At 69.3% G+C, this 24,289-nt stretch carries 18 protein-coding genes; 14 read left to right on the top strand and 4 right to left on the bottom strand.

Translation table 11 applies throughout. The features are described from left to right. Positions 1–61: 61 nt before the first annotated feature. Positions 62–925: a MurR/RpiR family transcriptional regulator gene (locus VT50_RS03155; RefSeq protein ID WP_420822167.1), complete on the bottom strand. Its 864-nt coding sequence runs from the start codon at positions 923–925 to the stop codon at positions 62–64. 295 nt (positions 926–1,220) lie between these two features. Between VT50_RS03155 and VT50_RS03150 the strand changes: the two genes are divergently transcribed. From VT50_RS03150 to VT50_RS03115, 8 genes are all read left to right on the top strand, one after another. Continuing rightward, the gene (locus VT50_RS03150; protein WP_046089808.1) at positions 1,221–2,762 is read left to right on the top strand and encodes an ABC transporter substrate-binding protein; all 1,542 of its coding nucleotides are present in this window, start codon (positions 1,221–1,223) and stop codon (positions 2,760–2,762) included. Between the two features lie 32 nt (positions 2,763–2,794). After that, on the top strand, positions 2,795–3,739 hold the full coding sequence (locus tag VT50_RS03145; protein WP_206269330.1) for an ABC transporter permease: 945 nt from the start codon (positions 2,795–2,797) through the stop codon (positions 3,737–3,739). Next, positions 3,736–4,620, top strand: coding sequence for an ABC transporter permease (locus tag VT50_RS03140; RefSeq protein ID WP_053048800.1), 885 nt, complete (start codon positions 3,736–3,738; stop codon positions 4,618–4,620). Before VT50_RS03145 ends, VT50_RS03140 begins: the two co-directional genes overlap by 4 nt. Further along, positions 4,620–5,537, top strand: coding sequence for an N-acetylmuramic acid 6-phosphate etherase (gene murQ / locus VT50_RS03135; protein ID WP_420822166.1), 918 nt, complete (start codon positions 4,620–4,622; stop codon positions 5,535–5,537). The genes VT50_RS03140 and murQ overlap by 1 nt, the downstream gene beginning before the upstream one ends. After that, the gene (locus tag VT50_RS03130; RefSeq protein ID WP_046089805.1) at positions 5,537–6,718 is read left to right on the top strand and encodes an anhydro-N-acetylmuramic acid kinase; all 1,182 of its coding nucleotides are present in this window, start codon (positions 5,537–5,539) and stop codon (positions 6,716–6,718) included. Before murQ ends, VT50_RS03130 begins: the two co-directional genes overlap by 1 nt. Beyond that, a complete protein-coding gene (locus VT50_RS03125; RefSeq protein WP_046089804.1) occupies positions 6,715–7,935 on the top strand; it encodes a serine hydrolase domain-containing protein in 1,221 nt (406 codons plus the stop codon). Before VT50_RS03130 ends, VT50_RS03125 begins: the two co-directional genes overlap by 4 nt. Next, positions 7,932–9,602 carry an ABC transporter ATP-binding protein gene (locus VT50_RS03120; RefSeq protein WP_240529027.1) on the top strand — a complete coding sequence of 557 codons (1,671 nt, stop codon included), beginning with the start codon at positions 7,932–7,934 and terminating at the stop codon, positions 9,600–9,602. Before VT50_RS03125 ends, VT50_RS03120 begins: the two co-directional genes overlap by 4 nt. Positions 9,603–9,962: 360 nt before the next feature. Next, positions 9,963–11,147 (top strand): type III polyketide synthase, encoded by a 1,185-nt coding sequence (locus VT50_RS03115; protein WP_107424717.1) that lies wholly within the window; start codon positions 9,963–9,965, stop codon positions 11,145–11,147. A gap of 163 nt (positions 11,148–11,310) precedes the next feature. Here the strand turns inward: VT50_RS03115 and VT50_RS03110 are convergent, their stop codons facing one another. The 3 genes from VT50_RS03110 to VT50_RS03100 all read right to left on the bottom strand — a co-directional run bounded on the left by VT50_RS03110 (position 11,311) and on the right by VT50_RS03100 (position 16,592). Then, positions 11,311–13,485, bottom strand: a complete 2,175-nt coding sequence (locus tag VT50_RS03110; RefSeq protein WP_046089802.1) for a SpoIIE family protein phosphatase — start codon at positions 13,483–13,485, stop codon at positions 11,311–11,313. Between the two features lie 439 nt (positions 13,486–13,924). Next, a complete protein-coding gene (locus VT50_RS03105; RefSeq protein WP_046089801.1) occupies positions 13,925–15,115 on the bottom strand; it encodes a cupin domain-containing protein in 1,191 nt (396 codons plus the stop codon). 529 nt (positions 15,116–15,644) lie between these two features. Further along, the gene (locus VT50_RS03100; RefSeq protein WP_046089800.1) at positions 15,645–16,592 is read right to left on the bottom strand and encodes a methionyl-tRNA formyltransferase; all 948 of its coding nucleotides are present in this window, start codon (positions 16,590–16,592) and stop codon (positions 15,645–15,647) included. A gap of 277 nt (positions 16,593–16,869) precedes the next feature. Between VT50_RS03100 and VT50_RS03095 the strand changes: the two genes are divergently transcribed. From VT50_RS03095 to VT50_RS03070, 6 genes are all read left to right on the top strand, one after another. Continuing rightward, on the top strand, positions 16,870–18,225 hold the full coding sequence (locus VT50_RS03095; RefSeq protein WP_046089799.1) for a lysine N(6)-hydroxylase/L-ornithine N(5)-oxygenase family protein: 1,356 nt from the start codon (positions 16,870–16,872) through the stop codon (positions 18,223–18,225). 69 nt (positions 18,226–18,294) lie between these two features. Further along, positions 18,295–19,353 (top strand): FecCD family ABC transporter permease, encoded by a 1,059-nt coding sequence (locus tag VT50_RS03090; protein ID WP_046089798.1) that lies wholly within the window; start codon positions 18,295–18,297, stop codon positions 19,351–19,353. Beyond that, positions 19,350–20,411 (top strand): FecCD family ABC transporter permease, encoded by a 1,062-nt coding sequence (locus tag VT50_RS03085; RefSeq protein WP_046089797.1) that lies wholly within the window; start codon positions 19,350–19,352, stop codon positions 20,409–20,411. Before VT50_RS03090 ends, VT50_RS03085 begins: the two co-directional genes overlap by 4 nt. A gap of 38 nt (positions 20,412–20,449) precedes the next feature. Then, positions 20,450–21,289: an ABC transporter ATP-binding protein gene (locus VT50_RS03080; protein ID WP_046089796.1), complete on the top strand. Its 840-nt coding sequence runs from the start codon at positions 20,450–20,452 to the stop codon at positions 21,287–21,289. 111 nt (positions 21,290–21,400) lie between these two features. Further along, a complete protein-coding gene (locus VT50_RS03075) occupies positions 21,401–22,450 on the top strand; it encodes an iron-siderophore ABC transporter substrate-binding protein (protein ID WP_046089795.1) in 1,050 nt (349 codons plus the stop codon). Positions 22,451–22,453: 3 nt separating this feature from the next. Then, positions 22,454–24,241 carry an ABC transporter ATP-binding protein gene (locus VT50_RS03070; RefSeq protein ID WP_046089794.1) on the top strand — a complete coding sequence of 596 codons (1,788 nt, stop codon included), beginning with the start codon at positions 22,454–22,456 and terminating at the stop codon, positions 24,239–24,241. Positions 24,242–24,289 lie beyond the last annotated feature (48 nt).

The raw sequence follows: 24,289 nt of genomic DNA, 5'->3' as shown, positions 1-24,289 counted from the left end.
GGGGCAACGGCCGTCGTGTCCACCGGGACGCCCTCGAACCGGGTGGCGGGGGTACCGCGCCTCAACCGGCCTCGCTCGCGCGCTCATGCCTGCTGGTGATCGCGTCGTAGGTCGCGGTGAGGGAGACGGTGACCGCTTCGGGCGCACGCTGCGCGACCCTGAGGAACAGGATGTCCACCACGGTCAGTTGGGCCATCCGACTGGCCATCGCGCCGGAGCGGAACCGGGTCTCTCGTGACGTGGTCGTCAGGACGGAGTCCGCCGCCTTCGCCAGGGGGGCATCGGGGAAGTTGGTCACGGCGACGGTGTGGGCCCCCGCCGCCGAGGCCGTTCGCAGGGCGGCGAGCGTTTCCGAGGTGCGTCCGGAATGGGAGAACCCGATGGCGACGCTGCCCGGGCGGAGCACCGCGGCACTGGTGATGCCGAGGTGTGAATCAATCCAGCAGTTGGCCTGGTAGCCGATGCGGCGGAGTTTCTGCATCAGGTCTTGTCCGGCCAGGGTGCTCGATCCGGAGCCGTAGATGTCGATCACGGGTGCCTGGACGACGGCGTCCACCACCCGGTCGAGTTCCACCACGTCCAGCGCGTTGGCCGTCTCCTCGATCGCCCTGGTCTCGTGGTAGGCGAGCTTGCGCGCCACGTCGCGGGCGCCGTCGTCGGGTTCGATGTCGGCGTCCTCGACGCCGAAGCTGAGGCGCCTGCCCTGCTCGTCGGCGGCGGCGCGGGCGAGAGCTATGCGGAACGCCGGGTATCCGGGATAGTCCAGCGTGCGACACAGCCGGATGACGCTGGCCGGCGAGGTCGCACACCGCTCGGCGAGGGTGGTGATGGTCATCTCCGCTGCAGTGGCCGGGGATGCCAATGTAAGCTCCGCGATGCGGCGTTCGGCTGGGCGTAGCCCGGGCAAGGCCTGGCGTAGCCGCATCGTCACATCATCGACCATCTCTGGATCTCCCTTGTTCCATGCCCTGTACTGGCCTGCGGCCAGGGTCAGCTGGGCCTCACGGGCAGGGGGCTGGCCGAGACATCGTCCGGCGAACTATCCATATCTTCCCACGTCGTGGCTTCCGCGCTGTTCACTGGCGGACGGCGAGGAGGGCAATGGAAAGAAGTTACACGACCGATAATGCACGTGGAAGTTTTTGTGTCTAGTCTGCTCGCCAATGCCGGAAGCAGCGGGCACATCCCAGATGCTGGTCCGCATCCCCAGGAGGAAGCACATGCCTACACGACACCGCCGCACGACCAGGCACCTGATAGCCGCTGGCACCGTAGTAACCACCGTGGTCACCGCGACCGCGTGTTCCGGTACCTCCGGCTCCTCCAAGGGCGCTGACGGGCCCCTGGTGTTCGGCATCAGCGCGGACGCCAGCCAGCTGCTGCCCTGGACGGCCACCGCCATTCAGTCACAGCAAGTGCTCGGCCAGGTGTACAGCTCGCTGCTGGAGCAGGACAACCATCTCCTCCCGGGCGCCGGCCTCGCGGATATGCCCGACGTTTCGAAGGACGGCAAGACATACACGTTCACCCTGAGGTCCGGGCTTACTTTCACCGATGGATCGACCCTTGACTCCAGCGATGTGAAATACAGCATCGACAAGGTCCTCGACCCCGCGACCAAGGCGGTGGCAAGGACCTCGCTGTCCGCGGTGAAGAGCGTGAGCGCCCCTGACGCACACCGGATCGTGATCAAGCTGAAGAAGCCGGATGCCTCGCTGCTCGCCGCGCTGAGCAGCGTCAACACCGCGATCCTGCCTTCCAACAAGCCGCTGGCGAGCCTCAAGAAGAAGCCCCTCGGCTCCGGCCCCTACGCCTACAAGAGCCGCAAGCCCAACCAGTCCATCAGCCTGGTGCGCAACCCCCACTTCTACCGCTCGCGCCCCGGACTCAGCGCTCTGGAGTTCCGCGTCATCGAGGACCAGAATTCGATGGTCTCGGCACTGCGCTCGGGCGCCGTCGACATGGCGATCTTCGATGACTATGTCACCACCAAGACCGCCAAGTCCGACAACGTCACCATCCAGACGGTCGACCAGCTGAACTACCACGCGCTGCAGATGCGCCCCGACTCCAGCACGTTCCAGAACACGGACGTGCGGCTCGCCATCCAGTGCGCCATCGACCGCAAGCAGGTGGTCAAGACGGCCGCCCTCGGACAGGGCGATGTCGTGGGCCCCATCACCTCACCCGGCTACGCCTCCGACCCCGACGCACGCCCCTGCCCGTCCCGTGACCTCAAGGCCGCCAAGAAGCACCTCGCCGCCGCCGGCAAGTCCGACGGGTTCACCTTCACCGCGATCGTTCCGCAGGGACTCTATTCCAGCGCGTCCGACGAGGCACAGAACATCCAGTCCCAGCTCGCCAGCGCCGGGATCACGATGAAGATCGAGACGCTGGACTCCAGCGCCTACGTCGACCGCTGGCTGGCCGGCAAGTTCGACGCCGCGATCGCTCTCAACGGCGCGGGCGCCGACCCGGCCACGACGTACACCCGCTACTTCACCAGCAGCGGGAACTTCAACAAGGTCGCCGGCTACCACTCGGAGAACCTGGACAAGCTCTTCGCCGACGGCATCGCGACCACCGACATCTCCGAGCGCCGGGAGGTCTACCAGAAGATCTCGCGCGAACTCGAGGACAAGGCGGCGTGGGTCTGGCTGTACAGCGGCCGTCAGTACATCGCCACCAACACCCGGGTGCACGGCTTCCAGCCGGTCACTGACGGAAGCCTGCAGAGCCTGTGGGAGACGACGCTCGCATGAAGTCCACGCTCATCCATCTCGGGGGACACCCGGTGACACGCCGACTGGGTGAGGCCCTCCTCACCCTGCTGGGCGTGTCGGTTCTGACCTTCACACTGCTCCGTGTCCTGCCCGGCGACCAGATCACCTCCTCCTACGGTATCGACGCCGGTGACCTCACCAAGTCCCAGCTCGCCCAGCTCCACGCCTACTACGGACTGGACAAGCCGCTGCCCGAGCAGTTCCTGTCCTGGCTCCATGGGGTCTTCACCGGCAACCTCGGCTACTCCTCCAACGCGGGCCAGAGCGTCGCGGACATGACCGCCGACGCCCTGCCCGTCACCTTGGAGCTCGCCGTTCTCGCGATCGTGCTGGCCCTGGTGATCGGCATTCCCGGCGGCATGATCGCAGCCTCCAGGCCCGGTGCCCTGCGCGACGGTGTGGCCCAGACCGCGAGCCTGCTCGTGCTGTCCGCGCCCGTCTTCCTCACCGGAACCGTCCTCGCCAGCATCCTCGCCAATTCCTTCGGCTGGAATCCCAACGGCCAGACGTTCGCGCCCCTGACCGAGGACCCACTGATGAACATCCAGCAGATGGTGTTGCCCGCGCTGGTCCTCGGCGTGAGCATCGCCTCACCGATCATGCAGACGACGAGGACGGCGATCCTCGACATCCGGGGTGAGGACTTCATCCGAACGGCCCGGGCCAAGGGTGTTCCCGAACACGCCCTCCACGTGCGGCACGTGCTGCGCAACGCCCTGATTCCCATCGTCACCATGAGCGGTCTGCAGTTCGGGTTCCTGCTCGGCGGAGCCGTCGTGGCGGAGCAGATCTTCTCCCTGCCGGGAATCGGGCGGCAGGTGCTGCTCGGCATGGGACAGAAGGAGTACTCCGTGGTCCAGAGCACGGTATTGGTCATCGCGGTGCTGTTCGTCCTGGTCAACCTGGTGACCGACCTCGTCTACCGCATGGTCGACCCGAGGGTGTGGTCGCGATGAGCACTCTCATGGAATCCGTCGCCCCCGCCCCACCGGCGCGCCGCGAATCCCTGCTGCGCGCACTCCTGCGCAACCGGTCCGGGCTGATCGGCACCGTGCTGACCCTGCTCGTGGTCATCGTCGCCGTCGCGGGGATACTGGGCGCGCTGCCGTACGACCCAGCCGCCCAGGACGTCGAGGCCGCCCTGCAGTCCCCCAGCGGTGCCCACTGGTTCGGCACCGACCAGTTCGGCCGCGACGTCCTCTCCCGGGTCGCCTCCGGACTGGGCAGCTCCCTCCTCGTGGCCAGCGTCTCCGTCGCCCTCTCCGGAAGCCTCGGCGTCGTCCTCGGCATCCTCGCCGGCTACTTCGGAGGGGTATTGGACCGGGCGATCGGCGTGCTGACCAATGTCCTGTTCGCGTTCCCGTCGCTGCTGCTGGCGCTCACCCTGGCCGCGACCCTGGACCGAAGCTGGCGAACGGTCGCCCTCGCCATCGCCGTGGTGTACCTGCCGATCTTCGTACGCGTCGCACGGGGCCCCGTGCTGACCCTGCGCAGCGCGGATTACGTCATCGCCGCCACTGCCACCGGACAACGGCGACTGGCCACCCTGTTCACGCACATCCTGCCCAACATCCGCGGGATCATCTTGGTTCAGGTCACCCTCACGCTGTCCTGGGCCGTACTGACCGAAGCCTCTCTCAGCTTCCTCGGCTTCGGCACTCCGCCGCCCGCCGCGTCGCTCGGCGTGATGGTCTACGACGCCCGCGCCCTCTCCAGCGTCGCGCCCTGGCTGCTGAGCGGGCCCGGTATCGCGCTCATCGTGTTCGTCATCGGACTCAACATGTTCGGTGCCGGCCTGCGCGATGTCGTCGACCCCCGCTCGGGAGTCCGCCGGTGATTCCCTCCACCCCACCCACCGCCCCGCTGGACGCGCTGGTGACCGAGCGCATGGACGGCATCGGCCCCATGCTCGACGCGCTGCCCACCACCGACCTGGTGCGCCTGGTGAACGACGGTGACGCCGCCGTCGCGGACGCGGTACGGCAACAGGCGTCCGCGATCGCCGCGGTCGTCGATGCCGTGGCCACCCGCATGGCGGGCGGCGGCCGCCTCATCTACGCCGGGGCCGGAACGTCCGGCCGGCTCGGCATCCTCGACGCTTCGGAGATCCCCCCGACCTTCGGCGCCCCGCCGGGACAGGTCGTCGGCCTGATAGCCGGCGGTCCGCAGGCCATCACGGAATCGGTCGAGGCCGCCGAGGACGATCCGGAGCTGGGCCGGGCCGACATCGACACCCTCCACGCCGGGGCGCTGGACACCGTGGTGGGCATCGCCTCCAGCGGCCGCACGCCCTACGTACTGGGCGCGGTCCGGCGGGCAACCGAACTCGGCTGCCTCACCGTGGGCCTGTCCTGCAACGCTGGCGCCCCGCTGTCCGCGGCGGTCGACCTCCCCCTGGAGGTGGTCGTGGGCGAGGAAACCGTGCGCGGCTCGACCCGGCTGCGCGCCGGCACGGCCACCAAGATGGTGCTGAACATGCTGTCCACGCTCGTCATGGTGCGCCTGGGCAAGACGTACGGCAGCCTCATGGTCGACGTCCAGGCGACCAACGACAAGCTCCGTCACCGAGCCGTTCGCATCGTCACCACCGCCAGTGGCGCCGACGAGCGCACCGCCCGCCGAGTGCTGGAGGCCGCGGGCTGGCATGCCAAGACCGCCATCGCCATGATTGCCATGGACTGCGACCGCGAAACGGCACGGGCCGCGCTCGCGGCCGCCGCTGGCCGGCTCGGCGCCGTCCTGGAAGGACACTGATGCGGGTACTCGGCATGATCTCCGGCACTTCGCACGACGGCATCGACGTCGCCGTCGTCGACTTCGCCCTGGACGGCACGACCTTGCGCGGCGACCTCACCCACCACGGCTCGGTGCCCTATCCACAGCGGCTGCGATCCGACCTCGTCGCCGCGCTGCCCCCGCGGCACATCACCGCGGCGGACGTGTGCGCGCTGGACGTCCGCATCGGGCAGGCCTTCGCCCAGGCCGCCCGCACGGCGCTCGCCGAGGCGCCCGCCGACGCGGTCTGCAGCCATGGACAGACCCTCTACCACTGGGTGGAGGGCGCCTCTGCCCGCGGCACGCTGCAATTGGGGCAGCCGGCCTGGATAACCGAGGCCACCGGCTTGCCCGTCGTCTCCGACCTGCGCAGCGCCGACATCGCCGCCGGAGGCCAGGGCGCACCGCTGGTGCCGCTGCTCGACCAGATGCTGCTCGCGCCGACGGTGGAACGCGGTCTGCGCGCCGGTGCCCTCAACCTCGGCGGCATCGCCAACATCACCGTCGTGGCCCCCGGGACCGACCCCGTGGCCTGGGACATCGGACCGGCCAACGCACTGATCGACGCCGCGGTCGCCGCCGACCCGGACACCGAGGACGACTTCGATCGCGACGGCCGACTGGCCGCGTCCGGAACCGTCGACGAGGACCTGCTCGCCGAACTGCTCACCGAGCCCTACTACGCGCTCACCCCGCCCAAGAGCTCTGGCAAGGAGCTCTTCGACTCGGTGTACGTCGAGAAGGCACTGCAGCGCAGCGACCGCCAACTCCCCCTGGGCGACGTGGTCGCCACACTGACCGCCCTCACCGCGGAGGTCGTCGCGCGGACCGTGCGCGATGCCGAGCTGGACGTCATGTACGTCTCCGGCGGCGGCGTGCGCAACGCGTCCCTCATGAAGGCGATCACGGACCGCCTGCCGGGCCTCGTGGTGCACACGAGTGACGCGCTCGGCGTGCCGTCCGACGCCAAGGAGGCCATCGCCTTCGCGCTGCTGGGCTGGAGCACGCTGCACGGCCTGCCCGGAAGCGTCGCCAGCTGCACCGGTGCCGCGCATGAGCGCGTGCTGGGCCAGATCGCTCCCGGTACGCGGCCGTTGGCCCTGCCCGGTGTACCGCGAGTGCGCCCCCGTCGGCTGGTCGTCACCGGCGGGACGTCATGAACGTCAACCTCACCGGGGCCGCTCAGGAGGTCCTTGACACCGGCGACCCCGGACAGCGGCCGGCCGGGGTGTGCCTCGGGGTGGCCACTCCCGCCACGGGCACCGTGCTGGCCGCCGCGGGGTGGGCGCTGCGGCCGGACGGCACCGCGCCGGGTGAGCCCATGACCACCCGGATGCTCTTCGACCTGGCCTCCGTGACCAAGGTGGCGGCCACCACCGCTGTGATCATGAGGCTCGTATCGGCTGGTCGGCTCGACCTGGACGCCCCGGTCAGCCAGCACCTGACCGGTTTCCGCGGCGGGGACAAGGACCGGGTCACCGCCGCCGACATGCTTGCCCACCGGGCCGGGCTGACCCCCTGGTGGCCGCTGTACTGCGAGACCACCGATCGTGAGACGGCGCTGGACCTGGCCGAACGTCTTCCGCTGCACACTCCGCCCGGCCACCACCGGGCGTACTCCGATGTGGGTTTCCAACTGCTCGGCCGCATCGTGGAACGGGTCACCGGCACCGGCCTGGCCACGGCGTTCCAGCAGTGGGTCGCCCAGCCCCTCGGCCTCGCCCGCACCCAGTACGGGCCCGTCGATCCCGCGTCCGCCGCGGCGTCCGCCGACGATGACGGCATTGAATCGTTGATGGTGGAAACCGGGCAGCCGTACCCGGTGCCCTTCACCACGGCCGACTTCACCGGCTGGCGCACCACGACGGTCCGGGGGACGGCGGGTGACGGCAACGCCACTCACGCGCTGGCCGGGGTCAGCGGGCACGCGGGGCTCTTCGCGCCGCTGGATGAACTGCTCGCGCTGGGGGCCGCCCTCGTTCATGACGAAGCCTTCGTTCCGGCGGAGGTCCGGTCCCGGTTCACCGCCGTGGCCGACCCCCGGGACCCGGAACAGGGCCTCGGCTTCCGCCTGTTCGACCTGCCGACACCGGACGGGCCGATCCCCATGGCGGGCCACGGCGGCTTCACCGGGACCCATCTGGCCGCCGCCACCGACCGCCCCCTGGTACTGGCCGTCGCGGCCACCCGCCTGCACGGGACTCGGAGGGCCCGGGCCGACCTGGTGTCCGTTGATGTGCTCGCACACCGCGCCCACCTAGGCGTTGTGCGCGGCCTCACCCAGGCAGGTGCCCTCCCCACCGCCCCACTCGGCTGGTCCCACGCAACCGGCGCATCCGTCTCTGGCACCCCCTCGCACGATCAGGAGTCACCATGACCGCATCCCACACGGCCGCGGCCAGCGCGATGGCCGGCACCCCGCACGGCGGCGGACCCAAGCTGCGCATCCGTGACCTCTCGGTGGTCTACCGGACCGCCGGTGGTGACTTCACCGCCCTGGACCGGGTCGACCTCGACCTGGCGCCGGGGGAGACGGTCGCCGTGGTCGGTGCGTCGGGGTCAGGCAAGTCGACCCTGGCGGCCTGCGTCAACCGGCTGCTGGCGGACAACGGCCGGATCACCAGCGGCACCATCCAGCTCGATGATCTGGACGTCACCACCGCCGCGGAGAGGACCATGCGGCAGATCCGCGGAGCACGGATCGGCATGGTGCCGCAGGACCCTATGACGAACCTCAACCCGGTCACCACGATCGGTGCACAGATCGCCGAGGCGCTGCAGGTGCACGGCCGGGCCCAGGGCGAACGGGCACGGAAGCAGGCGATCGCCCTCCTCGAACGGGCGGGCATCGCCGAGGCCGAGTCGCGTTACAAGCAGTACCCGCACGAATTCTCCGGCGGCATGCGGCAGCGCGTCCTGATCGCCATGGCCCTGGCCTGCCGGCCGGATGTCCTGATCGCGGATGAGCCCACTTCCGCACTGGACGTCACCGTGCAGCGGCTGGTGCTCGACCAGATGGCCGAACTCACCCGCGAGATGGGCACCTCGGTGCTGCTCATCACCCACGACCTGGCCCTTGCCGCCGAACGTGCCGACCGTGTGGTGGTGATGCACGACGGCCGCGTCGTCGAAACCGGCCCTTCCGGTGCCGTCATCGCCGATCCCCAGGACGCGTACACGCGCCGACTGCTCGCAGCGGCCCCCAGCATGGCTCGGGTCAAGGTCACGCCGGTGACGGCGGACGCTCCGCGGGACGGCCTCCGCCCGTTGCTGGAGCTGCGCGGCGTCTCCAAGGAATACCGGCTGCGTGGCCGCCGCGAGCCGCTGCGCGCCGTCGACGGCGTCAGCCTGAGCGTGCTGCCGGGCCGTACCGTCTCCATCGTAGGCGAGTCCGGGTCCGGCAAGTCCACCACCGCCCGCATCGCCCTGCGCCTGGAGGACTGCGACTCCGGCGCGGCGCACTTCGGCAACATCGACATCACCAGGCTGAAGGGCCGTCGTCTGCTGCCGTTCCGGCGCGCCGTCCAGCCGGTCTTCCAAAACCCCTACGCCTCCCTCGACCCACGCCACACCATCGCCAGGATCGTGGCCGAGCCGCTGCGCGTTCACGGCATCGGTGGCAGCCGCACCGATCACCGGGCCACCGTCGCCGGGCTGCTGGACCAGGTCGCCCTGCCCGCATCCTGTGCCGACCGGTACCCGCACGAACTGTCAGGCGGCCAGCGCCAGCGCGTGGCCATCGCCCGCGCCCTCGCGCTCAAGCCACGGCTGATCGTCATGGACGAAGCCGTGTCCGCGCTGGATGTGCTGGTCCAGGAGCAGATCCTCGACCTCATGGTCGAGCTCCAGCGCGAACTGGGCCTCGGCTACCTGTTCATCAGCCACGATCTGGACGTGGTCCGGCTGGTCTCCCATCACGTCCTGGTGATGCGCAAGGGACGCGTCATCGAGCAGGGCACCCCAGAGGCGATCTTCGACCATCCGACCGACCCCTATACCCGGGAACTCATCGACGCCATCCCTGGGAAGGGCGTGCACAAGTGACCCCGCGCCCGGACTTGGAAGGGCCGTACCTGGCCGCGCCCTGACCGCCGTACTCGCGACGGCCTCGTCCGCGGCCTGAGATGCGGAACAACACCCCGAACTTCACAGCGAGTTGACCACGGACCTCATCGGAGCGCTGGTATCGCGCAGACGCGATGTGCTTCGTCTCACATATATCTGGACTCGTCCGAGTTGCGTGAGTCACAGAAGGAATGTCCGTTTAAGTGCATTCTCTATGCGGATGGTGTGGTGACGCCCTAAGTGGGGTGGCGAATGCGCCGACCGGAGCGCTAACCGCCGAGGTGACCTATGTCATAGCGCTCATGGCATTCCGTAGTTCTGTGGAGAGAGGTGTGGACTTTGACCGCTTATTTGTGCCCTCCTGCCGTGATACATGGTGAGAACGCCGTCGAGACCAGCCAGATCCTGGCGGAAGTGCGCGACCGGCACCCCGGTGCGCCGTGGCTGCCGCGGATCGACGGCATCGCCGCCAGTACGGGCATCACCTCCCGCAGGTGGATGGTGCCGCTGGAGACCGCCGCCGCACCCGCCAGCGGGAGCGGCCTGCGCACCCCCGGCCCCGTACCGGCCCGGGAGGCCCTGGCCCGCGACGGATTCACCGAGCAGAACGTGGAACGCGTGATCGCCGCTCTGGAAGCGATACCCGCCCCCCAGACCGTCGAAGAGCGCACCGCACCGGCCTGGGCGGCCGTGCGGGAGTACGGCGAGCGGGCCGCGCGCGGAGCCCTGCAGATCGCCGGACTGGACCCCGCCGACGTCGACTGCCTGATCACCAGCAACTCCACCACCCCGGCACTGCCGGGCCTGGACGTGGCACTGGCCAACCGGCTCCCGCTGCACAGTGACACGCTGCTCCTCCCGGCCACGCAGTGGGCCTGCATCGCCGGGACCCGGAGCCTGGCACTGGCGGCCGACCTGGTGGCCGACGATCCGGACCGGGTGGTCCTGGTCGTCATATCCGAGGCGCTGAGCACCACCTACCAGCCCGCGGACGACAGCCTGGAATCCTTGATCGTTCGCCTGCTGTTCGCCGACACCGCGGTCGCGGCCGTGGTCACCGGCCGCCCCCGCCCGGAGTCCGTACTGCGACTGGACGCGGCCTGGCACCACACCCTGCCCGGCACCCAGGACCTGCACCGGCTGGAGACGCGCGCCGACGGCACGCACTTCGTGATGGACCGGCGCGGGCCGCGCGCCGTCCAGGACACGGTCACCGCGATGTGGGAGTGGCTGCGCCTGCGCCACCAGGACGATGACCGGCCCTGGCACCCCGATCTGCTGCTCGCGCACCCCGGCGGGACCCGGGTGCTGGAGTACATGGAGCAGACCATGCCCGACTCATGGCCGGCTGGGCTCCTGGCGCACAGCAAGGAGAGCTACACCAGCGGAAACCGCGGCGGCGCCGCCGTCTTCGACATCCTGCGGCGGGCGCACGACGCCGGACAGAAGGCGGGGAGCCGCACGGTGCTGTACGCGGCGGCGCCGGGGCTCACGGCCACGGCCGTGGAGGGGGAGTGGCTGTAGCCCGCGCGGGAAGCGACCGCGGAGAGCGTACGCTCCGTGCGCGAGCCGTACCTTTGGGTGACCTGTGGTGCCCGGTCCGGCGCGGCGGGTCACCGTGCCGAGCCGGGCGCGACGGCAACGCCCGGGCCGTTACCACGCCCGCGCCGCCACCAGGACAGTTCCGTCACCACGCCAGTTCCGCCCAGACGACCTTGCCGGCGTCGGTCCACCGCACCCCCCAGCGCATGGTGAGCTTGTGGACGACGCGCAAACCGCGCCCCCTGTCGTCGAAGGGGCCACCGCGCCGCAGCCGCGGCCGGCCGTTGCCGGTGTCGCCCACTTCGCACAGCAGGCCCTGACGGGTCCTGATCAGCCGTACGCTGACGGGCCCGGTGGCGAACCGCACGGCGTTGGTGACCAGCTCGCTGATCAGCAGCAGGGCGCTGTCACGGGTCTCCTCCCTGACACACCACTGCTGGAGGAGTGCCGAAGCCGACGAGCGGGCGTGGGCGGGTGCGTCGTCCCGGGCGGGCAGGCGCCAGGCCGCGGTGTCCCGCTCGCGGCGGCCGGTCATCCGGGCGAGCAGCAGTGTCACGTCGTCGCGCTGTCGGCCCCGCGGAGCCAGCTCGGTGACCACCCGCCACGCGGCCCGTTGCAGGTCATCCCACGGATGCACCCGGCTCACCGCCCGCCGCAGCATGCCGACGCCCTCGTCGATGGCGACCGTGCGATCCTCTACCAGGCCGTCGGTGTAGAGGGTGAGCAGCGAGCCCGGGGGCGCGTCGAACGTGTGCACATCAAACGGTTCCCGCAGGGCGAATTCGGCACCCAGACCGGGGTGGGGGTGCACCGTCAGCGTCTCAGCGGTCGCGTCGGGCAGGACGAGCACCGGCGGGAGGTGGCCCGCACTGGACACCACCACCTGGTGGTTGACCGGGTCGTACACCGCGATGCAGCACGTCGAGCCCAGCGCGCTGTAGCCGGTCGCCACGCCGGTGTCCGCGTCATCCAGCATCGTGACGGTCTCGTCCAGGTGCCCCAGCACCTCGTCGGGCGCCAGCCCCGCCGAGAGCAGTGCCCGGGCCTCCATGCTGATCTGACCCATCGCAGCGGCCGCGCCCAGGCCGTGCCCGACGACGTCGCCCACGACGAGTGCGGTACGGCCGCCGGGCAGCGGAAAGCTGTTCACCCAGTCCCCGCCAACGCCCGCGCTGTCAGGCGTGGCGGGCTGGTAGACAGTGGCGACCTCAATGGTGTCATCCCGGCCCCGCGGCAGCAGCCGGCGCTGCAACGCCAGCACCTGGGCGTGCTCGCGCTGGTGCTGACGGGCCAGATCGACGTGGTGGGCCGTTCTGGCCACCAGTTCCTGCAGGTCGAGCAGTTCGCTGTCGTGGAAGGGCCGGTCCGGACGCCGCCACACCTCCGCCACACCCAGTACGACGGGCGGCTTGTCCCCGGGACCATCCACGACCAGCGGTACGCACACCACACTCACCGGCCGGTCAGTGGGGACCAGGGCGCTCACCAGCCGTGGACTGTCGAGTGCGCACTCGATCGTCTCCCGGTCGGGAATGACGACGGCCTGGGCGACGTCGTCACCCTTGACCGCGAGGGACAGCAGCCGGGCGGCCTCGCGGGGAAGGTCGTCGCCGGGCGTCAGATAGCCCGCGGGCCACACCCGGTCCGGCACCAGGGCAGCGCGCCGCAGCCGCATGCGCCCCTGGTCCCGCTCGATGACGGCCTCGCCGGACCACACGGCGTAGTCGAGGTCGACGGAGACCACGTCCCCCCAGGCCAGCAGCGACTGCGCCAGGGACTGCGCGGTCTCGCCGATGTCCAGCGACCTCCCGATCGCGGTCTCGGACGCGTACTGATGCAGCCTCTTGGCCATCGCGATCAGCGAGACGGTGAGGCCGTCCTGAGGCGTTGCGGCGGGCAGGATGCTCATGGAGACGACGAGCTCGGAGCCGTCGTCCCGGCGCAGGCGCTGGACGCGGGCGACGTGCGCCTCTCCCGTCTCGATGACCTGCCGCAGCCGGCGCGTCACCGTCGGTACGTCCCCGGGAGGCAGCAGATCGACGAAGGCGCTCCCGGGCTCCACGGTCAGCCCCTCGAACGCCGGGGCGTCCAGGTTGCCGCGAGTGATGCGCAGATCCCGGTCCAGATGGACAGCGCCGAGAATCTGCTCCTGGGCATCGCCGGTGCGTCCGGGGCGGTGGGCCGTGGAGTCGCCCTGGTCGTTCTCCGGCCCGGCGGACCCATCGGCAGCGCTTGGTCCGTGCTGCCGGATGTAGCCCTCCAAAGCGCGACCGACCAGGTCGAACGACGCCGAGGACGAGGGGTATGACGGTGAGTCCATGCGGTTCTTCCAGCTCACTGGCCGACCCGGCACATGCCGCAGACACGCCCGAATCCATGCGATGGGGCTCCGAGATCCGACCACGCACTTTCATTGGATAACACGCGCACTCATTCCTGCAAAGCCGACCGCGCAGCGAACGCGAGCGGTGACCGCGTGTGCCTCATCGGCGATCGGGGGGCTCCGGGTCGGCCGCGCGGAGGAAGCCGCCGATCCCGCCCGGGCGGCACCCGCCGCTGTTGCCCCTCGCAGGCCCTGCTAGGTCCCATAGGTCCCAGCATGCGCGCGGCCGCGTACCCGGTGATCCCGCGCATAAGCGCACTCACCCGAATCCGGGCAGTCCCATCAGCAGGCTACGCCGGCGGAAACGCGATATACCCCTTCTCCATGGATTCAGGCGGAGAAGGGGCACGTCGCGGCTGACGCGGTCGGCCCGCGCTCAAGAGGCTTCTACAGCGACCAGACCGACCTTCACGAGTTCCGCGACAAAAGTGCGAACCGTCGCATGGTCCAGTGCTCCCTCGGCCAGAGCCACCAGCTCTTGAAGCTCAACTCTGCTGCCATCCAGCAGTCGCTCCAAAAGCGGGCGCGCTACGCTGTCAAATGTCCATTCCTGGCCATCTGCGGTGAGAGTGACCGCGTCGTCCTCTCCACGCAGCATCGCCCGTGGTGCCAAGAAGACCACTTGAAATGCGTTATCGCCCGGAATTACGTCTGCCGTAGCGGCATTGGGCAGGCTGAGACGCGGCCGAAGGGGAGCGTTGGCATCCTGGCTGCTGAAGAACCGTGTCACCACGCTCTTGTCGTCGAGTACGTCCAGCAATGCCGTGCGGAGTGCCGCCACATGATCGATCAGGGCCTCATCGCCAGCATAACGAGGCAGATCTTGACGAAAGCGCGGATCCGCGCGCATCTCATCGGCCAGCCACGTCACCAGGTCGATCCCTGTGGGCTGTGTGATGCCGAATGTCACGTGCAGGGTCGGCTCGTCAACCGCGGCGACGGCGTGCCACCATCCACGCGGTACGTGCAGCACATCGCCATCGGAGAGGACGAACTCCGCCTGCGGCTCGGCCGGGGGCGTACGGTTGGGTTCGACGTCTCGATGGAGCGGCCAGGGGCGGGAGGGCCCGTACACGCTCCATCGCTTGCGACCGGCGACCTGAACCACCAGGACGTCGTGATCATCCCAGTGGACGCCGAAGCCGTCCGTGGCTCCCCATGAGGCGTAGGCACTCGCCGCTACGGGAACGCGAAGCCGACGCTCCAGCGCGGCAGTGAGGTCCGACACGGGACCGTGCAACTCGTCGACGCTGTCCAGGACCAAGGTCGCGCCCGAATGCAGTTGCTCCGCGAACGCCCCGGGGCGCAATTGTCGGTATTGCTCGCCTTCGAATGTGCCCCGCATCAGGGTGGCGTAGGATTCGGGCTCGATCGGCTTACCGCCGCGCATAAGTCTCAACCGCGGCGAGTCCAGGCGATGATACCTGAGAATGTCATTGAGGGCCGACCAGGACAGTAGGTCCGAAAAACGGCCATTCGGGCCTTCGAATATCTCAAACTTCCGCCCAAAGGATTGGCCCAGGAACTCGTCCTGGGCCAAGGGCGAAACAAGGTCGCCGAGATCCATAGTGCTAGGCTCGCACGGCCTGCCTGGCGTGGCTGTTCGCGAGTGTCTTTTCCTGCTCGCGTGCCTGCTGAACCTTCTCCACCTTACGGAGCAATCCTGACGCCATTGGTATCAACTCCCTCTAATGGTTCGGTCGAAGAACGATCGGATTAACCGTAGGTCAGAGCCTTCCGTCGATCAATGGACCCCGCTCCATTTTGCCATTCCGTTACCCGGCGCGAAGGTGTGGCGACGTCATGGAACACGCCATTCGAGATGCGCGATAGACCAGATATCATTGGATGGACCACTGAAAATAAAAGGCTAATGAAATCGCGAATAAGCGGCTTTGCGGAGAATCGCCAGCATTCCATATGGCGGCCGCTGCGACATATGTGCCCGTCTGCCCGCGGGCCGACCGAAACCAGCGCGCGGTATTAGCGACGCGTGGCGCGGCCCCGTCCTGGTCGAACAGGGAGATCCGGACCTCGGGGTGGGGCCGCTCGCGGCGCACGATGACGCGGGTGCCGGTCACGCCGGGGACGGCGTGTCACGGGTGGCTGGTCAAGTAGCCGCCCATCGAGGTGAAGTACTCCGTCGCGGCCCACTCCCGGCCGTCCTCGGTCCGTACGCGTGTGATGGCCAGACCGTGGTTGCGGCCGTTGCGCGCGTCGGCTCCGGCGACGATGGCCACGCCGTCGCCCTCGCGGTAGAAGATGCGTCCGGGAGTGCCGCCGTACCGGCCCTGGGACACCACGGCGGCCAGGATCTCGAGACGCTTGCCCTTGTGGAAGGTGAAGGCGCTGGGGTACGGCTCGGACTGGGCGCGGACCAGGCGCTGAAGGTCCTCCGCGGGCCAGGTCCAGTCGATGCGACTGTCCTCGATGGACCGCTTGTGGAAGAAGCTGGCCCGGGACCGGTCCTGCTTGGTGAACTCCGTCTGCCCGGCGGCGATGAGGCCGAGCGCGCCGAGGGTGACCGGGGCGATGAGGTCGACGGTTTTGTGGAAGAGATCGGTGGCGGTGTCCGTGGGCCCGACCGGAACCGCCTCCTGACGCACGATGTCGCCGGCGTCGAGTTGATCGTTCATCATGTGCGCGGTGACGCCCACTTCGGGCTCGCCGTTGATCAGTGCCCAGATCAGCGGGGAGAAGCCGGCGTACTTCGGCAGCAGCGCGTCATGGACGTTCAGCGTGCCGTGGCGCGGGAGGCCGAAGATGCGCGGCGGGATCCAGGTCCGCCAGTTGTTGGCCACGATGATGTCCGGATCGGCCTCCTTGAGGCGCTCGAACAGTTCGTCGTCGTCGGGGCGGTTGCGGAGTAGCACCGGGACGCCGTGCTCCTCGGCGAGGTCGGCGACCGAGTCGCTCCAGATCTTCTCGTACGCGTGATCGCTCTTGGGGTGGGTCACGACGAGTACCACGTCGTGTTCGGAGTCCAGGAGGGCTTGCAGGGTGCGGTGCCCCCAGGTCTGGTAACCGAACATGACGACCCGCATGGAGTTCCTCCTCAGCGCAGAGAATGGTCGTGGCTAGTAAAGCAAGGCTTACCTAAGTGGTCAACGGAGTGTCCGTGGACAGCCTTTGGCGGCCGTGTGCGTCCGGCTGTTTGCCCTCCGGCCGTCGGTTTGACTCTGGACAGCCGGATGGCATGAGCTTAGCCTTACCTAAGTTTTGGGTCGTGGCTCTTCGGCGTGCCCGACTTCCGTACTTCCTGATGCTCGACCCCGGGTCGGCCGTCCCGCATGGCGGCCGCCGCCGCACGATGGGAGTGACATGGCACAGGCTCGTCCTGGCGACGCCCCTTTGATCCACGACCTCATTGGCATCGGCTTCGGGCCGTCCAACGTGGCCATGGCGATCGCACTCAGCGAGCACAACGAAGGCGTCGGGAGGGAGGAGGCGGTCACCGCCCACTTCTTCGAGCAACAGCCGCGCTTCGGCTGGCACCGAGGCATGCTCATCGACGACGCGACCATGCAGGTGTCCTTCCTCAAGGACCTGGTGACGCTCCGGAACCCCGCCAGCGAGTACAGCTTCCTGTGCTACCTCCAGAGCAGGGGACGGCTGATCGACTTCATCAATCACAAGAACCTCTTCCCGCTGCGGGTGGAGTTCCACGACTACTTCGAGTGGGCCGCCGGCAAGGTCGACGACATGGTCTCCTACGGTCATGAGGTCGTCGGCGTGACGCCCGTCCTGCGCGACGGCGCCGTGGAGCATCTGGACGTGACGGTTCGCTCGGGGGAGGGGCTCGCCGTCCACCGAGCGCGCAACCTCGTCATCGGCACCGGTCTGCGTCCCCTGCTGCCGGAGGGTGTGGAGCGCGGCGACCGCGTCTGGCACAACTCCGAACTGATGGTGAAGGTCGATGAGTTGGAGGGCACGTCGCCCTCCAGGTTCATCGTCGTGGGAGCCGGGCAGAGCGCCGCGGAGAACGTCGCCTACCTGCACCGCCGCTTTCCCCGGGCCGAGGTCTGCGCGGTCTTCTCCCGCTACGGCTACAGCCCCGCCGACGACAGCAGCTTCGCCAACCGGATCTTCGACCCCGGGGCCGTCGACGAGTTCTTCACCGCACCGGAGAACGTCAAGCGCCGGCTGATGGACTACCACGGCAACACCAACTACTCCGTGGTGGACATCGACCTGATCGACGACCTGTACCGGCAGATGTACCAGGAGAAGGTCCTCGGTACCGAGCGCCTGCGCTTCCTCAACGTGTCCCGGCTCGTGGACGTCAAGGAGACCCCCGACAAGGTCCGGGCTGCCGTCTCGTCCCTCGTCACCGGTGAGGAGACCCTCCTGGACGCGGATGTCGTGGTCTTCGCCACCGGCTACAGCCCCGCCGACCCCGTCGGCGTGCTCGGTGAGGTCGCGGACCGCTGCCTCCGCGACGAGGACGGCCGCGTCCGCGTCGAGCGTGACTACCGCATCGCGACCGATGCCGATCTGCGCTGCGGCATCTATCTGCAAGGCGGCACGGAGCACACACACGGCATCACATCGTCCCTGCTGTCCAACACCGCCATCAGGGTCGGCGAGATCCTGGACTCGCTCCTCGGCCGGGGCCTCGCGTCCGCTTCCGGCAAGGCTCGGACGGTCGCCGACGGAACCGGCAGCACCGCCCGCTGATCCGCCCACCCGGTTCAGCCGCACACCGCCGCGCCCCCGCCTGGAAGCAAAGGGATAACGTACGTCGACATGGGCACGATCGAAGTCGAGCGCACCGCGCCCAGGGGGCCAACGCAGGTCCGTCACAGGCGAATTGTGGGTTTGGGCACGCTTGTGGTGATCCTTGTGATCACGGGGGCGGTGTCGCTGGCTGTCGGCGCGCGGGCGTTGAGCCCCGCCGAGGTGTGGCACGGGCTGTTCGGGGGTCCGGACGCCGACCAGCGGCTCACCGAGATCAGGCTCATCGTGCGGACCGTGCGGATGCCCCGGACGGTGCTCGCGATCGTGGCGGGCATCGCCCTGGGGGTCGGCGGAGCGCTGATCCAGGGGTACACGCGCAACCCGATCGCCGACACGGGCCTGCTGGGCGTGAACGCCGGTGCCTCGTTCGCGGTGGTGACGGTGATCGCCGTGTTCGGGTTCGCCGATCCGTTCCAGTACGTCTGGTTCGCCTTCCTGGGGGCGGCGGTCGCCGGTGTCGTCGTGTTCGGGCTGGCCAGCATCGGCCGGGGGGCGGGCAATCCGTTGACGCTCGCACTGGCCGGGCAGGGGATCACGGTGTTCCTCGCGGCGATGACCACGGCCGTCTCGCTGTCGGACAAGGCGGCGCTGAACGCGCTGCGGTTCTGGAACGCGGGCTCGCCGGCCGGCGTCGGATTCGACGTCATCTGGCCGGTGTCCGCGTTCATCGGGATCGGGCTGGTGCTGGCGCTGATCACGCTGCCCGCGCTCAATCTGCTCAATCTGGGTGACGATGTGGCGCGGGCGCTCGGGGTGAACATCGCCCTGAGCCGGACCATCGGCATCGCCGCCGTCACCCTGCTGGCCGGAGCGGCGACGGCGGCGTGCGGCCCCATCGCCTTCCTCGGGCTCATGGTGGCGCATGTGGCCCGCTATCTGACCGGGCCGGACTACCGGTGGCTGGTGCCGTACGCGGGTCTGCTCGGCGCCATCGTCCTGTTGCTCTGCGATGTCGCGGGACGCTTGGTGGTGCGGCCGGGCGAGTTGGACGCGGGTGTCCTCGTCGCTTTCCTCGGCGCCCCCTTCTTCGCGGTTCTGGTGTGGCGCGGAAAGTTCAAGAGCGTATGAACGGAACCGAGGTGAAGCCATCAGTGGCGCCGGGCGTCCGGCTCGGCCGTGTGTCCTTCGTCTGGCGGCCCTGGGTCGCGCTGGTCACGCTGCTGCTGGCGGCGGCGGCCTTCCTGGTGTTCTGCCTGTCCATCGGCGTGGGGGACTTCCCCATCGCACTGCCCCGGGTGGCGGCCACGATCTTCGGCCGGGGCGAGCGGGTCGACGAGTTCGTGATCATGGACCTGCGGATGCCGCGCGCCCTGGCCGGGCTCGTCGTGGGCGTCGCGCTGGGGGTGTCCGGGGCGATTACACAGTCCATCGCGCGCAATCCGCTGGCCAGCCCGGACATCCTGGGGATCACCGGGGGTGCGGGGGCGGTCGCGGTGTTCCTGGTGACGGTGTCGGGCGGGGCGGCCACGGCGATCGTCGACGCCGTGGGGCTGTCCGCGGCGGCACTCGCGGGTGGTCTCGGTACGGGTCTGCTGGTGTACTTCCTGGCGTGGCGGCGCGGGCTGGACGGCTTCCGGCTCATCCTGATCGGCATCTCGGTGAGCGCCGTGATGGAGGCGATCACGACGTGGCTGCTGGCCTCGGCCGACATCAGGGATGTGGCCCGGGCCCAGGCATGGCTGATCGGCTCGCTGGACAACCGGTCATGGGCGGAGGTGCGGGTGGCACTGTGGTGCTCGCTCGTCCTTCTGGCGGTCGTGACATGTGTCGCGTTCCAGTTCAAGCCGATGCACCTCGGCGACGATGTCGCCGCGGGCCTGGGGGTCCGGTACGCGATGGTGCGGGCGGTCCTGCTGCTCTGCGCGGTTTTGCTGGCGGGGGTGGCGGTGAGCGCGGCCGGCCCGGTGCCGTTCGTCGCGCTGGTGGCGCCGCAGGTGGCGATGCGCGTGGCGAGGTGCCCGACGCCGCCGATGGTCGCCTCGGGGGTGGTGGGCGCGTTGCTGCTCATCGGCGCGGACCTGGTGGCGCGCACGGCGCTGCCGGTCGACCTCCCGGTCGGCGTGGTCACCGCCGCGGTCGGCGGCCCCTTCCTCGTCTATCTGCTGGTGCGGGCGAACCGCGGGTAGCTGGTAAGAAGTCGGATGAGCCTGAACAAGGGGGCCTTGTGGTCACTCAGACCAGCACCGGGACCGAGTGCGCGGTCGATGACACCTCACGGCTGGCAGCCAGGGGTATCGCGGTCGGGTACGGCGCCCGGACCGTCATCGACGATCTCGACGTCGCAATCCCGCCGGGGGTGGTCACCACGATCATCGGCCCCAACGGCTGCGGGAAGTCGACCCTGTTGCGCACCCTGTCGCGGCTGCTCAGGCCGGTCAGGGGAACGGTGCTGCTGGACGGTGACGACATCGTGGGGCTCCGGACCAGGGACGTGGCGAAGAAGCTCGGTCTGCTGCCGCAGTCGCCGGTCGCCCCGGAGGGGCTTACCGTGTCCGACCTGGTCGCCAGGGGCCGCCATCCGCACCAGAGCTGGCTGCGCCAGTGGTCGTCGGACGATGCGGCCATCGTGGCGCGCGCGCTGGCCATGACCGGGGTGTCCGACCTGGCCGACCGTCCGGTGGACTCACTCTCCGGCGGGCAGCGTCAGCGCGTCTGGATCTCGATGACGCTGGCTCAGGGCACCGATCTGCTGCTGCTGGACGAGCCGACGACCTATCTGGACCTGGCGCACGCGATCGATGTGCTCGATCTGGTGGACGATCTGCACGAGTCGGGGTGCACCGTGGTCATGGTGCTGCACGACCTCAATCTGGCCACGCGCTACAGCGACAACCTCATCGTGATGAAACAGGGCGCGATCCTGGCGCAGGGACACCCCCGGGAGGTGATCACCGCCGAGCTGCTGCACGAGGCGTTCGGGTTGCGTGCCATGGTGATCGACGACCCGGTGGGGGACCGGCCGCTCATCGTGCCGATCGGCCGTGCTCACGTCCAACTCGGTTAGATCCCGCTCAGGTTATGCAAGTGAGGCTAGGCTAACCTCACCTGCTCAGGGTAAGGTTTGCCTGCCCTAAGACAGGGTCGAGTGGACAGCGCGAAAGCAAGGGGATCCCGGATGCTCCTCCACGACACGACGCGTAGAAGGCCCCGGCGGCGGTTGGCGGCGATACTGTCCGCCGCGGCCCTCGCCGCCGGCCTTCTCGCGGGATGCGGTTCCGGCTCGGAGGACAAGGGGAGTGAGACCACCTCGGGCGGCGCCGGCGGCTCGTTCCCGGTCACCGTGGAGCATGCGTTCGGATCCACGACGATCAGCAAGGCCCCCCAGCGGGTCGTCTCCGTCGGCTACACGGACGACCAGGCCATCCTGGCGTTCGGCATCAAGCCCGTCGGCATGGTCGATCAGTACCCGAACCCGGCGGGCCGGAGCCCCGACATCAACACCCAGTGGCCCTGGGTGAAGGACAAGTGGGGCGGCGCCAGGCCCGAGGTCATCATGAAGAACGGCGACTCCGGCCCCAACTACGAGAAGATCGCCGCCCTGCGCCCGGATCTGATCGTCGCGGTCTACTCCGAGATCGACAAGCCCGCCTACGACAAGCTCTCCAAGATCGCCCCGACGGTGGCCCGCACCAAGAAGGAGAAGGAGCCCTTCAGCGCGCCCTGGCAGGACAACGCGCTGCACATCGCCAAGGCACTCGGCAAGGCGAAGGAGGGCGAGAAGAAGGTGGCGGACATCCAGGGCAAGCTGGCAGCGGCCGGGAAGGCGCACCCGGAGTTCGCCGACCAGACCGCCGTGGTGCTGTCCTGGTACGAGAACTCCGTGGCGCCGTTCACCTCCACCGATGTGCGCGGACGGCTGGTGACGGGCATCGGCTTCACCTACCGGACCGAGATTGACAAGATCGCGGGTGGAAAGTTCTACACCAAGCTCTCGCCCGAACGCGTCGACCTGGTCGACGTCGACCACGTCTTCGTCATCAACGACAAGGCGGACACCCAAGCGCTGAAGAAGTTCAAGCTCTTCGCCAACCTGGACGCCGTGAAGAAGGGGAACGTGTCGTACCTGCCGGACAGCGAGGGCCCAGCGGTCGGCGCGGCCATCTCCCAGGGCACGCTGCTGTCGATGCCGTACGCCATCGACGAGCTCGTCAAGTCGGCCGAGTAGGACGTGAGCGCCACCGATACGCGCGTCCCCCCGGCAACTCTGCGCACCGCGACCGGACATGAGGCCACCCGCTGGGTCGCCGCACACTGCCGCGGTGTGCCATGGCTGACGGCCGCCACCGTCCTCACCACGGTGGCCGGGGCGGCGCTCCAGGTGCTGCCGGTGCTGCTGCTCGGCCGGGTGGTCGACGGGGTGGTTGAGGGCGAGTCGCAGTCGGTGCTGGTCGTGATCGGTGCCCTGATGGCGGCCGCCGCGCTGCTCGGAGCGGCCGCCACCGCGGTGTCGACCTATCTGATTGGGCGGTTGGGCGCGGATCTGCTCGCGCGGCTACGCGAAGGCGCCGTCCGGGCGGTGCTCGGGATGCCGAGCGCACGGATCGAGCAGGTCGGTCGGGGAGATGTGCTGTCCCGGGTCGGCGATGACGTGGCCGTCATCTCCAAGGGCATCCGCACGGCCATCCCCACGGTGTTCTCGGCGGGAGTGCTGGTCGCCATCGCCACGGCCGGCATGTTCGGGCTGGACTGGCGGCTCGGGCTGGCGGGCGCCGCCGCGCTGCCCGCGTATGCGCTGGCCCTGCGCTGGTACCTCCCCCGGTCCGCCCCGCTCTACCGTAAGCAGCGGGCGGCCCAGGCCGACCGGGCGCAGGCGCTGATCAGCGGCCTGAACGGGATCGACACGGTCCGGGCGTACCGCCTCGAGGACACCTTCCGGGAGAAGGTCACCCGTGAGTCCTGGCGGGTGCGCGATCTTGGTATCGAGGTGTTCCGGTTCTTCGGCCGGTTCGTCGGCCGGGAGAACCGCGCCGAGTTCATCGGACTGGTCCTGATCCTCCTCGTGGGCTACGCCCTGTTGGAGACCGGCGCCGCCAGTCTGGGCGAGGTGTCGGCCGCCCCACTGCTGTTCCATCGGCTGTTCACCCCGCTGGGCCTCATCATGTTCACCTTCGACGAGGCGCAGAAGTCGGGCGCGAGCCTGACCCGGCTGGTCGGAGTGCTGGCCGAGGACGCCGAGAACCGGCTGGTGGGCGACCCGGCCGTCGCCCCGGCGGGCGCCGCGCCCCTGCCGGTGACGGTAGCGGGCCTGACGTATCGCTACCCCGGCACCGAGGAGCCGGTCCTGCGGGAGGTCGGTCTCACGATCCCGGCCGGAGGCTCGCTCGCGCTGGTGGGCGCCACGGGCGCGGGGAAGACGACCCTGGCCGCGCTGGTCGCGGGCGTCGGGACCCCGCAGTCCGGAACGGTGCGTATCGGACCGACCGACCTCGCCGGTCTGGACGAGGCCGGGGCGCGGGCCCTGGTGAGCATCCTGACGCAGGAGACCCATGTGTTCTCCGGCCCGCTCGCCGAAGACCTGCGGCTCGCCGCGCCCGGGGCGTCCGATGCCGAGTTGCTGGGCGCGTTGCGCACGGTCGGCGCCGAGGGATGGGTCGAGGCGCTGCCGCACGGGCTGAACACCCCGGTCGGGGAGGGGGGCGAGCGCCTGGACGTCACCAAGGTCGCCCAGCTCGCCCTGGCCCGGCTGGTGCTGAGCCGGTCGCCGGTCGTGGTGCTGGACGAGTCGACGGCGGAGGCCGGCAGCGAAGGCGCCGCCGAGTTGGAGCGGGCCGTGCTGGCCGCGTGCTCGGGCCGCACCACGCTGTTCGTGGCGCACCGGCTGACCCAGGCGGTGGCGGCCGACCGGATCGCCGTGCTGGACGCCGGACGCGTCGTGGAGCAGGGGACCCATGAGGCGCTGGTGGCTCAGGGCGGTCGGTACGCGCGACTGTGGCGGGCCTGGCGAGAGGTCGGTTAGGTAATCCTAATTTAGGTTGGGCTAACTTTCGTGCCGTGGAAGGGACGC

The sequence above is a fragment of the Streptomyces antioxidans genome (genome assembly GCF_000968685.2).
Lineage (GTDB): Bacteria > Actinomycetota > Actinomycetes > Streptomycetales > Streptomycetaceae > Streptomyces > Streptomyces antioxidans.
The sequence above is the reverse complement of the archived record's forward strand: the minus strand, read 5'-3'. Positions and strand labels throughout refer to the sequence as shown.

Coding starts and splice junctions, on each gene's coding strand:
- VT50_RS03155 (WP_420822167.1), bottom strand. CDS start 925: ATGCGGCTACGCCAGGCCTTGCCCGGGCTACGCCCAGCCGAACGCCGC.
- VT50_RS03150 (WP_046089808.1), top strand. CDS start 1,221: ATGCCTACACGACACCGCCGCACGACCAGGCACCTGATAGCCGCTGGC.
- VT50_RS03140 (WP_053048800.1), top strand. CDS start 3,736: ATGAGCACTCTCATGGAATCCGTCGCCCCCGCCCCACCGGCGCGCCGC.
- VT50_RS03130 (WP_046089805.1), top strand. CDS start 5,537: ATGCGGGTACTCGGCATGATCTCCGGCACTTCGCACGACGGCATCGAC.
- VT50_RS03125 (WP_046089804.1), top strand. CDS start 6,715: ATGAACGTCAACCTCACCGGGGCCGCTCAGGAGGTCCTTGACACCGGC.
- VT50_RS03120 (WP_240529027.1), top strand. CDS start 7,932: ATGACCGCATCCCACACGGCCGCGGCCAGCGCGATGGCCGGCACCCCG.
- VT50_RS03110 (WP_046089802.1), bottom strand. CDS start 13,485: ATGGACTCACCGTCATACCCCTCGTCCTCGGCGTCGTTCGACCTGGTC.
- VT50_RS03105 (WP_046089801.1), bottom strand. CDS start 15,115: ATGGATCTCGGCGACCTTGTTTCGCCCTTGGCCCAGGACGAGTTCCTG.
- VT50_RS03100 (WP_046089800.1), bottom strand. CDS start 16,592: ATGCGGGTCGTCATGTTCGGTTACCAGACCTGGGGGCACCGCACCCTG.
- VT50_RS03095 (WP_046089799.1), top strand. CDS start 16,870: ATGGCACAGGCTCGTCCTGGCGACGCCCCTTTGATCCACGACCTCATT.
- VT50_RS03090 (WP_046089798.1), top strand. CDS start 18,295: ATGGGCACGATCGAAGTCGAGCGCACCGCGCCCAGGGGGCCAACGCAG.
- VT50_RS03085 (WP_046089797.1), top strand. CDS start 19,350: ATGAACGGAACCGAGGTGAAGCCATCAGTGGCGCCGGGCGTCCGGCTC.
- VT50_RS03075 (WP_046089795.1), top strand. CDS start 21,401: ATGCTCCTCCACGACACGACGCGTAGAAGGCCCCGGCGGCGGTTGGCG.